Origin of the sequence: Francisella-like endosymbiont (assembly GCF_003069505.1) — a bacterium.
GTDB lineage: Bacteria > Pseudomonadota > Gammaproteobacteria > Francisellales > Francisellaceae > Francisella.
The window spans coordinates 182,705-195,974 of sequence record NZ_QAPC01000001.1 but is presented as its reverse complement, the minus strand read 5'-3'; the positions used below and the strand labels follow the sequence as shown (position 1 = coordinate 195,974).

Below are 13,270 nucleotides of genomic sequence, written 5' to 3'. Positions count from 1 at the left end.
TACTAATTCTAATGTTTTTTCAATTTTTAAAAAGCCTAAATAGAGTATTTCGACAATTATTTTAGGGTTTATGTAGACAATACTCAGGCTTTGGCGCTTTTTGAATTAATATTTTCACTTTGCTATACTATCGTTACCTTTAAATCAAATAATTTAAATCTGATATGAAAATTTATGAAATTTAAAATTTTTGACAATACTTTTCAACCGGGAGAAATGGCTACTTTAGCTAAGCCATTACCAAGTCAATATTCTTGTGTGACGATGTATCTGCCAATAAAGATTCTTAATGGGGTTAATGAAGGTCGTTATATATTGATTTTTGGCATGGTTAATGGTGATGAATTTAATAGTATCGAAAATTATCAACTCTCTTTTAGAAAAAACTAACCCTAAACAACTAAATGGTACAATCATAGCAATCCCTGTACTAAATGTCTTTGATTTAGTGCATAGTATCAAGTATAACCATACCTTAGAGAAGCTTTTCTAGGAGATGAGAATGGTTCATATATGCACCATTACGCTTATAGAATAACCCAAGAGATTATAAAAAAAGCAAACTACTCTATCCAAATTAAAACAGGAGCCATAAATCACAAAATACTCCCACAAGTATATTTCAACGGTGAAGATGAAGAGTCTATAAAAAATGGCTAGAGCTTTTCAAACATTGGTAATTACCACAGTAAATATGAATCAATCTAGTATTCGTAGAATTCATCAAGATTTAGATATTCCTTTTATCTGTTATGAAGCTGGTGAGGCAAATAAATTATTAAGTCGGTATTGCTGAAATACAAAGTGTAATGTGTAAAATAGACTTATTAAAAGGTCAAAAATTTATCCAACAATCACAGGTTATCAAATCAGCTTAAGTATCCTCCTAGGATTTATAGCTTTAGTTGTATTAATTAGTGTATTTTTGATTAAATAAACTTTCTGTTGCTCAACAAAAGAGGTTATATTTTTAGATATAATCTAATAGATCTTAGAATATACTTAAACTATTAAGACTAATGTCTCTAGTTCTATATTTCTCTACTACAGTAGCAAAGATTATAATAGTGCTTAATAAAAGTGGGATTATCAGATATATAAAAGCTCGATCAAAAACATTAATATTTATCTCCCCAATCAAAGGTCCACCATTTATATAGACACTAATATAGCTGATTAGGTATTGAAAAATAGCTCCACACAGGCATAACCATATTAACTGGTTGCTTTAATCTGTGGTGGAAATATTTCCTCAACCACTGAAAATACCAAAAGCATACCCAATACACTAAAGCCAATCACAAAAAAGATTATATATAAATTATCTAATGAAATAAAATCAGTAAAAATTATCACTACTGAAAATGCTACATATAAATAATATTACAAACTAGCATCCATACCCTTTTCACCAAATAAGCTAGCAATAAAACCATGAGATGGACCCAACTGCTATACCTATAAACATCATCATACTTACTTTAGCTGCTAGATGCTGTGATAAACCATAAGCTTGTTCTAAAAATAAAACATCATATAACTCAGAAAAAGAATTAACTATTATACCAACCATTAGACCAGCGTATATAGCTAAAAGCCAAAGTTTTTTATTTAAAAGTAATTTAAAACTTTGAGCAAAGCTTAGATATTTAAACTTATAATTATTACTGTTAATAATACTAGTAGTAGGAGAATTTAATACTACTATAATTACAACACTCCAAAATATGCCAAAATATCCTATCAATACTAAAGCCAACTACCAACCATGCAGCATAACAAGATAACTCAAAAATAGCTAACCAAATATCCACTACCCCTATAGTATGTAAAACCAACAGCAATTAGAAATACTCTCTCAGATAAAACATCAGTGCTACTTTTAATGTACCAATAAAGCCACTGAGGATCCAATAACTATAAGAATTCTACCTATAAGCATTGCTAGCAGAGTTGGGTCATAGCCATAGCTAAATAGTAATATCCCTAAACTCATCACTAAGCATGATATTGATAACTATAAATAGCAAGCTTAGGCTTTTTACTTACTAAAAAAAGAGCGTAACATCCATTAAACAGATCAAAAAATAAAATCGTGGGTAATTTATGTTGGCATAATTGTTTTTTCCTAGCTCTTATAAAAATATGGCTTGGTGGAATCACTAACCTACTTACTATGTTAAGTTTAGTTGCCGCTGGTCGATAATAGTTAATAAAGAAACTGTTATGAACTTTTTGGCTAGATCATTATGAATTGGCGCGACCTATTTTCTGAAGGTGACTATATCCAAGTACAAAATTATCATGGGTATGTTACCGAGATAAAATTATTTTATTTTAGAATGTATGGAACTATTGAATATGGCGATAAAAGAATAACTGGAAAACTCTTAAAATTTCCTAATGCTATAGTAATACAAGTATTATCACAGCTTTTACTAATGATGAAAATATGAATAAAGTGCTGGCTTATAGCTGCAGAAAAAAATTCTCTCGAAATTGCTAAAAAGCTTGAACAATTAATCAAAAGAATCATTGCTGATAAATATTTTTTTAGTAGTGATTTCTCAAAAAACTCAGTTATTAGTAAAATAAATTCAAGAATTATAACATTAATGATTTCAAACTATATATTGAAGTAAAAACTTTAGCTATAAAGAGAATATTGTAAATGTGCAAGCTAGTTTTTATTGTTATGTCGAACATAAAAAAGAGATCGAACAACTATATATTCAAGAGCTTATCAAAGAAATTAGCTCTGAGCTCTCTTCTTGATAAATTTCTTAATGTAAAGATTAACTCCACTAATCCATAATGGGCTAAATAATAATGATAAAGATATTAATGTAATACAATACTGATACATTGTCGAACTTAAAATTTCAGAAACATAACCCATAGAAATCAATACAAAGCTGAATTCTCCAATTTGTGATAACATTGCACCTCCTATCAAAGCCTCTTCAGTTCTCTGTCTTAAGGCTTTAAATATAAGTGCATTAATAGTTGTATTTAATAAATAAGTCAATAATAGAAGAGAAACAAATAAAGATACATGATCCCAAAATAATTTCAAATCGATCAACATACCTACCGAAATAAAAAATAATGCCATAAATATCGTCTTAACGGTTGAAAGACTATGACCAACCCACTCTGTCTCTTCAAGAGTAGAAACAATCATTCCTCCAACAAAAGCTCCAAGAGCTGATGATAGCTCTAATGACTCAGTAAGCGCTGCCATCCCAAAACAAATTACTAAAGCAGCAAAAACTCTCATTTCCTCATCTTTTCCTAATACAGAAATAAAAGATATTTTAATATTCTTTTTTACCGCCATAATTGCTGCTATAGATATTACAAGAATACCTCCCAAAATCTGAATTACTATCTGACTAATTGATGGTTGCTCTCCACCTATTAGTCTTACAAGAATAAGCATCGGTACTACTGTTAAATCTTGGATTAGAAGAATCCCTAGGACATTTTGTCCTAAACGAGTTTTCATGCTGCCACTATCATTTAATAATTTAAGTACTACAGCAGTACTACTTAAACTAATAACTGCACCAAAAAGTAATATTTTTGCAAGGCTCCATCCTAGCGTTAGACCAATTATCGAAACAATTAGACTTGTTATAAGCATTTGCAGTATTGTCCCAATAGTTGGAACTTTCCAATTTTCAGCAAACTTGCGTGGCGAAACCTCCATTCCTGCAAAGAATAATAATAAAATAACCCCTATCTCACCTAATCTCGCAAGATTTTCTTGATCTTGAATTAATTTTAAACCATATGGTCCTAGTAATATCCCTGTTAGCAAATATGCAACTACATATGGTTGCTTTAATTTTTTTAAGACAATTGTAACTACCAGAATACCTAGCATTACAAAAACAAAAATTGGAATTAGAGGTTCGTTATGCATATTTATATATTCTGGAAGTAATTAGAATAATGATACTGCATATACTATAATAAATTACACTAAGTTTTAATATTATTAGTGGTTGTTTATTTTGATTATACATATCTAACTTTTTTATAGTCTTTTAGTAAATAAAAATTAGATAAAATTTATAAAAACTCAAACTAAAATTCTATAGTATGTCTAATAATAATTTTATAGTTCGGTTAAATTAAAATCAGGATCTCTAACATAGATTGATCTTCTCTTTCCAATAGCTCCTATTCTATTTACTATTTCTTCTTCTATAAATTTATATTTAGTTTATTAGGTTCTTTTATAACCTCATCTAAATTAGTATCTACAATAAAGCATAAATTAGCACCTATCTTCTTTTACATTTTGCGCTTTAGGCTCAAACTCACTACTTAAATAAATGTAATTTAATTTTCTGCTCACCAAATTTTTAATACTACGCGGTTTTGTTTAAATTAATTGTTTTTATACCAATTTTTGTATAAAACTCAACAGTTTTAACAATATCGTTGACTGTCAATACTAAATGATCTAATATATTTGTTTTAATCATCTTACAACTTAGATATTAGATTTCTTGCTTGATTATAATAAATATAATTCTAGACTATATGGAATTAAATTGAATGATGTTTATTTTGGTTATAATCACGCAGCCACTCTTTATAACCTAGATAAACTAATATCAAGAATATTGCATATTGCAAAGCGGTGACATTATAACCTTTATAAATGAATAAAGGTACCGAAATAATATCTGCTATGGCCCACAAATACCAACTCTCTATAGCTCTTTTTATCAGCAAATAAACCCCAGCAAAAGATATTGCTGTAACAAACGCATCTATAAATGAGTATATAGGTAAATCTATAATAGAAGTTTGTTTTTGTAGTGCGTAAATAAATGGTGTAATAGCAAAAGTAATTATAAATATATACAAAGAATTTTTTTTCTGATGACTGTCTGCTTTTGTTACATAAACGTGTATCTTACTATCGCCTTCAAAGTGCTTTACCCAAGCAAAAAAGCCGATAACATTTGCTACTAAATAATAAAAATTCAGTAACATATCACCAAAAAGCTCCCAATCATACAACAAACATACATATATTGCTGATGATATAAAACTGACAATATATACTAAAATATTTCTTTTATATGAAAAATATACTCCAGCTACGCCAGTTGCAGCAGCAACTAACTCAAAATATGATTGATAATCATAAAATGATGATACTATCCATTGATATATATTATCCATTAGCTACCTCTCTAGTAGATATTATACGATCAGCTCCTATAATCATTTTCATAGTTGCAAAAGCAATATGATTGGTAACATCACCATGTGGTGAAGCACTCAAATCTTTGACAACATAAGCAACAATACCATCATCAAACATATCCATAGCTGTTTTTAATAAACAAACATCTGAAAACAATCCAGCAAGATAGATTTTTGTCGGTTTAAGTTTTTTTATTAAGGCCTTAAGCTCATCATTGTATACCGTATAGTTATGATGATTGGTAAAATGAACATTTTCTGGTAATTCTATACTATCAATAAGCTTTCTATCTTCTTCATTTTGAAAATTAACCCATTTTAATTGAGTTTCAAAAAGAGAATTTTTTCTATTTTCGAACATTGCAAAATTAACATTATTGAAATAAGAATAAAACTTATTGAGATTTACAATTATAGCTCTAGCTTCAGGGTAATCAAAACCTTTTTGCATATCAATGACAACTAATAATTTAGACATATATTACCGTTATTAGTTAATAATATCTTAGTAGATACTATATAATCCTTGCAGCTTAATCAATATAACATCTATTGAATTTTGCTAAAATTATAACCAATAAAGAGTTATTAATTTGGAACCATGAATAATTTAGAAGCAATCCTTGAACTTAAAACTATTGATGTTGCAAAAAAATTACTAGGGCATTTTTTAGTGAGTAAATATAATAATAAAATATTAGTAGGGAAAATAGTTGAAACCGAAGCATATTTGTATAATGACCCTGCTTGTCACTCATATAACAATAAAACAAAGAGGAATTCAATGATGTATGCACAAGCAGGGACTAGTTATGTATACTTTACCTATGGAATGCATTACTGTATCAATGTTGTGACATCAGATTTTGGGATTGGTGAGGCTGTACTTATAAGAGCACTTGAGCCAATAGCTAGAATTGAACAAATGCAGATTAATAGATCAAAAATAATTCTAACAGATTTATGTTCAGGCCCAGCAAAATTAACACAGGCATTAAATATTACTTTAAAAGATAATGGTATTAACTTACTTGATATAAATAGTCCTATTCATCTTAGATATAATAATGATTTAATCAATGACAATGATATAGTTCAGACACAAAGAATCGGTATATCAAAAGCAAAAGATATGCCATACAGATTTTATATCAAAGATAGTATTTTTGTATCGAAGAAATAAATCTTTAGACATATAATAATTTAAAACTAGATTAAATTTATAATTAAGTGATAAAATTTAAAATAACAAGTTATAAGTGAATTATTGAGACATGTCTACAGAAAAAGTATTCAGAAAAAATTGGCAGTTTGTCATCATTTAATACATTATTATGGTTGGGATGACTTACTCGCTACACATATATCAGCAAGGCTTCCAAATGGAAATATAATTATTACACCACACAATGTAACCTTTGATAAAGTTACTAAGAAAAATATCGTCACAGTAACACCTAACGGAGAAATAGTTTCAGATAATAGCTATAAAGTAATGCCACAAGCTGCTAATATTCATTTAGAAACATATAAAGCTAGAAAGGATATTAATGCTATTATCCATACACATAGTAAGTATGCTGTAATATTATCTTCATTAGAATGTGGTATGCAGTTTACTAATCAACAATCATTAAGATTTTATGATGATGTATCATATCACCATTATGATGGACTAGCTCTAGATAGTGAAGGTAAAGCAATTGTAACTAGTCTGGGTAAAAAAAATAGTATGATGATATTAGGATAATCATGGAATTATCACAACTGCAGAGTCGATTGAAAAAGCAATTTACAAGCACTATTATTTTGAACAAGCTATTGAAATTGAAGTAAAAACTCTCGCTACAGGTCAAAAAATTAGACAAATTCCTCAAGAAATATGTAAAAAGACTGTAGAGCAGTTTACCAAAATAAACACTTGCCATTTAGAATTTGAGGTATTTAAAACACTAACAAAAAATTATAGATAAATCTTATTTAACAACTATTTTATTTGTTTTTCTAGAAAGAGCTTTTTCATTTATTTCTATACCTAAGCCTGGAGTATTTGGAGCTTCAAAATATCCATTAATGGGCTAAATATCTTGGATACAAAGTTCCCTATTAAAATCTTTAATAGCATAAGTATGATGTTCATGAATTATAAAATTTGGAATAGCACTCTCTAAATGTAAGCTTGCTGCCGTAGCTATAGCCCCCCACAAACATGTGCTTGAATTTTCACATCATACATATCGACATAATCACAGATTTTCTTAGCTTCTGTAAGACCACCACATAGTCCAATATCTGGTTGCAGAATATCAATTGTTTGTTTTTCTATGTATTCTCTCTAACACCATGTCTCAAATATAACCTTTCACCCGCAACTATTGGTACTCTAAGCTTATCTTTTAAAGGTTTATGAAGCTTACTATTCAGATAATTAACTGGTTCCTCAAAATATAAACAATTAAAATCTTGAGCAATTTCCCCTAACTGTAATGCTGAAGTTAAACTTGGTAAGCTATGACATTCAAAGATAATATCACCATTTTCTCCAAGCACATCCCTGACAGCTTGCATTCTTTGACGAATTAAATTCAAATGATCGCGGCGAAATGGTAGTGTACAATCATAAAGAGTATCACCTTTATTATCAAACATCATAGGATCAATTTTAACAGCATCATAACCCTCTGCCACAGCTTTTTCTGTAGCTTTTGCATAATCTTCTGGTTTAAATAATGTTTTACGCTCATATTCATCCCAATCAAACTGAAGTTGACTTACATAAGTTCTAAGCTTTTTGTTAGTTTTACCTCTTAAAAGCTGATACACCGGCATTCTTAGGGCTTTTCCTTTTATATTCCATAATGCAATATCAATAGCACTCATTGCTGCATAAATCACAGGACCTCCACCAAGTTCCCAAAAGCTCTCACGTAGCATCCTATCCCATAATTTTTCACTTGCAAAAGGATCTGAACCTATGACCATTTCTTGTGCAAACTCTTTAATCATATTTGCTGCTGCTGAATGACCCAAATCATAAGCAAGTCCCGCTTCACCGACACCAGTGACACCTTCATCAGTTATTATTTTTACAAATACTTGGTGACCAAGATGGTCTTTTATCACAATATATATCAAATATTTCTACTGCTACTATCTTCATTATTAATCCTTATGATGCTATTTTTTGATTATCAAAGTAAACCCTACGTGCTACATTTTTAAAGATATGTTTAGATATTTCATTATTATTAAGTTATTTATATAAAAATTTCTGCCAAGAATTATAATCATCATGATTTGAAACAGGAAAGTTTGAACCATAACATAATTGATGAAATGAAATATTCTCAAAAACAAAGCCTAGTGCTTTCTCTACATTTGATATTTCATTATTTAAATCAAATCCAGAAAGCTTAAGATTCCAGTTAGTATTTTGACTACATTCTTGTATAAATCTTTGCCATTCTATTAAATTATTATTACGCCCAAATAAAGGTAGACTAAAATGTTCTACAACCATTTTTACATCAGAATTATTAATTTTTTCTAAAATAGGTAAAAACTGTTCTGGATACATTTGCGCTTCAAAAATAAGTTTATGATCTTTTAGAATTTTTAACTTTTGTTCTAAATCTTTTGGTATAGACTTTTCAAATGGACTATATCTTGATTTATATGTTTTCGACATAATTTGGCGTATACCAACAATATCATCATGTTCAGCTAAGTATGTGATTTTTTTCAAACTGAGAAATTTCTAAAGTAAAATCAACAAAAGCTACTATTTTAATATTTCTATTATTAAATTTAGATTTTAACCAATTATATTCACATAAAGAATCAAATTTTTCACTATGAGCTTCTATATGTACAAAAGCACTAGCATTCAAATGTTCTGGTGTTACTAGTTCTGGTAAGTTCGTATCTTTAACCCAATCGTTATAACCATTTCTTATATCCCAAAAATGAATATGTGAATCTATTATATCCATAGCTTAATAATATTTTTTGTGTCTATATATCATAGATTATCTAAGTTAACAGAAATTTTTAAAAGTTTTTTAGTATAAAAGCTTTACAAATATTTTCCATGAAATAAAAAAGCAACTAGAGTTTTATGTCAGTCTTCTAAATTTTAAGCATAATCAAGTTGGAAATTCCAAGCAATAAACCAAATATTCTCAGAAATCCAAGCTATACTTAAAGCTAGTAAACTAAAACCTTGAACAATTACTACTATACTTCCACTTCTTGCATTTGGCAGTCTTAGTTTTACTAGCTCAGATAAATCTGATTTAAGAGATGAATAATCATTAAATAAATAAGGATAATAATAGCGAATGCTTTTTTATAGAATACTGCGAATAGCAAAAAGATACTTAAAACAGCAATAAGCACACCATCACAGATATATACATAAGCTCCCCCAACTCAGACCGTAACGAGTATGTACAAAATTACTATCAACAATTTGAATAATAACCAAAATAGCTATAGTAATAATGCAAAAGGCAAAAATTCTTATCCTACGACTGTCCTAAATATTGCCAAAATGATTCTAAGGAAAAATATAGTTTTTTTATAAATTACATCTTACATTTTACTTTAAAATTAATAACTTAGCTAATATAAAATATGATTTAGCTATCAATCACTGCATTCTCAACTAAACTATTATCAAGCTCTTTTTTTGGTTTTATATTTGAAACTAGCTTAAGTTTTTCAACTTGTCCTATTAGATTACCACGACCAGTTTTTAGTTTATTAAAAGCATTTTCATAAGATTTATTAGCGTCATTTATAGACTTACCTACTTTTTCTAAATCTTCAACAAAACTAACAAATTTTTTATATAGCTCTTCTGCCCTAGTATATATATCTGTGATACTTTGAGCTTGTTTTTCATATCGCCAAGTATTTTCAACAGCACGAAGCGCGACTAGTAAAGTAGTTGGACTAACAAGAATTATCTTTTGCTTAAATGCCTCATCATATAAACTTGTGTCATTATCAAGAGCAAGTAACAAAGCCCCCTCTACTGGTATAAACATAAATATGAAATCTAATGAATTTATACCTTTTAGATTTTCATAGTTTTTATTGGCTAACCCTTTGATATGTTCTCTGATTGATCTAATATGAGATTTTAGGTGAGAATACTTGTGATCATCATCAGCCACCATATAGTCATTATAAGCAAATAGTGAAGTCTTAGCATCTATGATAACATCACGATTATCAGGTAGTTTGATAACGACATCAGGTCGATATAATTTACCCTCATCATCTGTAGTCTGCTTCTCTCTAAAATACTCAAAACCTTTTCTAAGCCCTGATTTTTCAAGAACATTTTCAAGTACCATCTCACCCCATATACCTTGCTTTTTAGTACTACTTCTCAGAGCATTTGTGAGATTATGTGCCTCTGTAGTCATTTTTTGATTAAGTTCTTTAAGAGTTTTGAGCTCATTTTGTAATGCACTTCTGGCGTTAGATTCTTTATCATAAACATCTTCAACTTTTTGCTTAAAATCTCTTAATTGCTCTTTGACAGGATTTAAGACACTATTTAAACTTTCTTGATTTCGTTTAGTGAGTTTTTTTGAACTATCTTCAAAAATTTTATTAGCTAAATTCTCAAACTCAGATTTGAGCTTTGTTTCACTATTTTGCAATAATTCTATTTTCTCTCTTAGAGCATTATTTTGCTCTTTAAGTTGAGTTTCAAGCGTTGCTATTTGTGATTTATAATTTTTTATCTCTTCAATATAGTTATAAGCTTTATCTCTCTCTAATTTTAACTCTAGTTTTAGCTCATCTATGCGTTGTACGCTATCATGCTTTAATTCTATGTTCTTTTGTTTTTCTTGATTTAGTAGTATATTAAATGTAACTTCTTTACTTCTTAGTGATACTAACTCCTCTTGTGTAGAGTTTTTGTATTGCTCAAATGCTTGGCAGATATTATCAACTTGTGAGGATTTTTTGTTAAACAATATAAAAAGAATTACAAATAGAACTATTACGAAAATACTAATTAATCCAATTACAACTATCATTAATTTAACTCCTCAATAAATTATCTAGTTAAAATTTACTTATTATTAATTTTATTCTTCAAACGTAAGTAGTTATTACTAGGAATTTATATACTGTTTCTAGATTATCTCTTTGATTTTATTGACCCTTGTAAAGCTTTACGAATTACTTCCGCGGCTGTAGTTGCATCACCTATAGCAGAGCGAGCCATTTTCTCGGCATCTTTTTGCTTATAACCCAAGGCTAACAATGCATCAACAGATTCGTTAAATATTGAGTTTACTAACGCTGTAGGTGTTGGTGTTTGTTGGGCTTGTGAATCTAGATGAGTTATAGTAGAATCTGAAGATTGAGAATAAATCTCATTAGCCATTTTCAATAATTTATCATAAATTTCTACAACTAAACGCTCTGCTGTTTTCTTACCAATACCAGGCACTGTAGCTAGTAAGGTATAATCTTTATTTTCGATACAATGTAATAACGTTTTTGAATCCATCCCAGATAAAATAGCAATAGCTGTTCTAGCTCCTATACCATTGACTTTAATTAACTCTTGAAAAACTTTCTTATCAACTTTTGATTTAAATCCATAGAGCTGCTGAGCATCTTCACGAACTACAAAATGTGTATAAAGACTAACCTGACTATCAATATCACCTAATGTATAAAATGTTGTCATCGGTACAAAAACCTCATAACCAATACCATTTACATCAATAAGTAAAGCTGTTGGATCTTTCTCTATCAATACACCTTTTATAAAACTTATCATCAATAATATTCCTTAGTTGCTTTGAACTGTTGGTAATTTTAAGCTTATTATAAGTGCTACTATAAAAGCGATCGGAAGAATTAAAAGAGCTAAAGAAATATCTAAATTAAAACTATTAACTAATACCCCAACAATAATCGGCACGATAAACCCTGAAAACATTACTACAGTATTATTTATACCAAAAAATATAGATTTAGGTTTTTGTCCCCTGTAGTTTGCTATCACCGTAAATGAAAGTGTCTGACCAGCAGCAGCACAACCAATCAAGAATAGTAAAATCATACTTATTATTTGATTTAAATGTAAAAATAACAATGCACAAACACAGGTAAATCCTAGTAAAGAAACCACAAATAGTATATTTATCTTATCTTTAAACTTATCATACATTAAACCAAAAAAAGGACTTCCAATGCCAAGCCCTAACCATAAAAAATCCACAGAATAAGAAGCTTGAGTGATACTAAGCCCCTTAGTTTCTAATAAGCTCACTCCCCAAATAGCTCCTAATGTAGGTATAGAACAGTAAATAAAGAAAGCATAAAAATATATAGTAATTAATTTTTTATTTAAAAGATTACTTTTTATCTCACTATTTACTTCCTGTTTGCTCAAAGTTTCTACAGCTTTAGCACCCTCTTTAACAAAAATCAGAATTAATGCTGCTAGAAAAATTCCTACGATAGCTGATATTAATATAACTAATCTCCAACTATCCAAATAATTCACAAAAAATAGTAATGGACCGCCAGCTAAAATAGGACCTAAAGTCCCTAAGATTTGTGTAGATCCAGATAAAATACCCATATACCTCATCGGGAACCATTGTGTTGATATTATTAATAAACCTAAGAAACCAAAAGCTGCACCGATACCCATTAGGCATCTTGCAAAAACAGCTACATATAAGCTAGACGTTAGTAAAAAAAGTAATGCTCCTAAAGCACAAGTGATAGTAGCAAAAAATAGTGATTTTTTTATACCATACTTATCAAATAAAAATCCTACTGGCACTTGTAATAATGAATAGCACAGATAAAAAGCTCCACCAAACAATGAAAAACTAAAAGCTGTCGCATGAAAACTATCAACTATATCTTGATGGAGTGAATTGGGCAACACCCTTAGAAAAAATTCATAAAAGAAAAATGTAGCGCCGATAAGCCATATTGTACAAGCTCGAATATAATACTTTGTGCCCATATAAAAATAATACTGGTAAAT

General features: G+C 29.2%; 10 protein-coding genes and 5 pseudogenes. 4 read left to right on the top strand and 11 right to left on the bottom strand.

Translation table 11 applies throughout. The features are described 5' to 3' along the window. Positions 1-174: 174 nt before the first annotated feature. Positions 175-872: pseudogene (locus tag C9379_RS01140) on the top strand (M14 family metallopeptidase); the annotation flags it as partial. Between the two features lie 119 nt (positions 873-991). Here the strand turns inward: C9379_RS01140 and C9379_RS01135 are convergent. Then, positions 992-2,017, bottom strand: a pseudogene (locus tag C9379_RS01135) (MFS transporter); the annotation flags it as partial. On the opposite strand from C9379_RS01135, the pseudogene C9379_RS08630 reads away from it, so the two are divergent. Then, positions 2,005-2,456, top strand: a pseudogene (locus C9379_RS08630) (mechanosensitive ion channel domain-containing protein). The pseudogenes C9379_RS01135 and C9379_RS08630 sit on opposite strands and share 13 nt — an antisense overlap. A gap of 296 nt (positions 2,457-2,752) precedes the next feature. Here the strand turns inward: C9379_RS08630 and C9379_RS01125 are convergent. The 3 genes from C9379_RS01125 to C9379_RS01115 form a co-directional block, all read right to left on the bottom strand. Next, positions 2,753-3,928, bottom strand: coding sequence for a cation:proton antiporter (locus tag C9379_RS01125; RefSeq protein WP_143385064.1), 1,176 nt, complete (start codon positions 3,926-3,928; stop codon positions 2,753-2,755). Between the two features lie 632 nt (positions 3,929-4,560). After that, positions 4,561-5,205: a nicotinamide riboside transporter PnuC gene (gene pnuC / locus C9379_RS01120; RefSeq protein ID WP_143385065.1), complete on the bottom strand. Its 645-nt coding sequence runs from the start codon at positions 5,203-5,205 to the stop codon at positions 4,561-4,563. Continuing rightward, a complete protein-coding gene (locus tag C9379_RS01115; RefSeq protein ID WP_143385066.1) occupies positions 5,198-5,707 on the bottom strand; it encodes an isochorismatase family protein in 510 nt (169 codons plus the stop codon). The genes pnuC and C9379_RS01115 overlap by 8 nt, the downstream gene beginning before the upstream one ends. A 123-nt stretch (positions 5,708-5,830) precedes the next feature. On the opposite strand from C9379_RS01115, the gene C9379_RS01110 reads away from it, so the two are divergent. Together C9379_RS01110 and C9379_RS01105 are read left to right on the top strand one after the other, a co-directional pair. Further along, positions 5,831-6,412 carry a DNA-3-methyladenine glycosylase gene (locus C9379_RS01110; protein WP_143385067.1) on the top strand — a complete coding sequence of 194 codons (582 nt, stop codon included), beginning with the start codon at positions 5,831-5,833 and terminating at the stop codon, positions 6,410-6,412. Positions 6,413-6,496: 84 nt separating this feature from the next. Then, a pseudogene (locus C9379_RS01105) lies at positions 6,497-7,202 on the top strand (class II aldolase/adducin family protein). 105 nt (positions 7,203-7,307) lie between these two features. Here the strand turns inward: C9379_RS01105 and C9379_RS01100 are convergent. From C9379_RS01100 to C9379_RS01070, 7 genes and pseudogenes are all read right to left on the bottom strand, one after another. Next, positions 7,308-7,436 (bottom strand): hypothetical protein, encoded by a 129-nt coding sequence (locus C9379_RS01100; protein WP_318263382.1) that lies wholly within the window; start codon positions 7,434-7,436, stop codon positions 7,308-7,310. Next, positions 7,421-7,519 carry a hypothetical protein gene (locus C9379_RS01095; RefSeq protein WP_343377521.1) on the bottom strand — a complete coding sequence of 33 codons (99 nt, stop codon included), beginning with the start codon at positions 7,517-7,519 and terminating at the stop codon, positions 7,421-7,423. The genes C9379_RS01100 and C9379_RS01095 overlap by 16 nt, the downstream gene beginning before the upstream one ends. A gap of 32 nt (positions 7,520-7,551) precedes the next feature. Then, positions 7,552-8,352: a mandelate racemase/muconate lactonizing enzyme family protein gene (locus C9379_RS01090; protein ID WP_318263383.1), complete on the bottom strand. Its 801-nt coding sequence runs from the start codon at positions 8,350-8,352 to the stop codon at positions 7,552-7,554. Between the two features lie 46 nt (positions 8,353-8,398). After that, positions 8,399-9,221 (bottom strand): annotated as a pseudogene (locus tag C9379_RS01085) (amidohydrolase family protein). A gap of 648 nt (positions 9,222-9,869) precedes the next feature. Beyond that, a complete protein-coding gene (locus C9379_RS01080) occupies positions 9,870-11,288 on the bottom strand; it encodes a DNA recombination protein RmuC (protein WP_143385068.1) in 1,419 nt (472 codons plus the stop codon). A 104-nt stretch (positions 11,289-11,392) separates the two neighbouring features. Further along, entirely contained in the window at positions 11,393-12,043 is a 651-nt protein-coding gene (gene ruvA, locus C9379_RS01075; RefSeq protein WP_318263384.1) for a Holliday junction branch migration protein RuvA, read from the bottom strand. A gap of 12 nt (positions 12,044-12,055) precedes the next feature. Beyond that, positions 12,056-13,249, bottom strand: a complete 1,194-nt coding sequence (locus tag C9379_RS01070) for an MFS transporter (protein WP_143385070.1) — start codon at positions 13,247-13,249, stop codon at positions 12,056-12,058. Positions 13,250-13,270: the final 21 nt, after the last annotated feature.

Excerpts from the sequence above, each read along its gene's own strand:
- C9379_RS01080 (WP_143385068.1), bottom strand. The coding sequence starts at position 11,288 with ATGATAGTTGTAATTGGATTAATTAGTATTTTCGTAATAGTTCTATTT.
- pnuC (WP_143385065.1), bottom strand. The coding sequence starts at position 5,205 with ATGGATAATATATATCAATGGATAGTATCATCATTTTATGATTATCAA.
- C9379_RS01110 (WP_143385067.1), top strand. The coding sequence starts at position 5,831 with ATGAATAATTTAGAAGCAATCCTTGAACTTAAAACTATTGATGTTGCA.
- ruvA (WP_318263384.1), bottom strand. The coding sequence starts at position 12,043 with ATGATAAGTTTTATAAAAGGTGTATTGATAGAGAAAGATCCAACAGCT.
- C9379_RS01070 (WP_143385070.1), bottom strand. The coding sequence starts at position 13,249 with ATGGGCACAAAGTATTATATTCGAGCTTGTACAATATGGCTTATCGGC.
- C9379_RS01115 (WP_143385066.1), bottom strand. The coding sequence starts at position 5,707 with ATGTCTAAATTATTAGTTGTCATTGATATGCAAAAAGGTTTTGATTAC.
- C9379_RS01125 (WP_143385064.1), bottom strand. The coding sequence starts at position 3,928 with ATGCATAACGAACCTCTAATTCCAATTTTTGTTTTTGTAATGCTAGGT.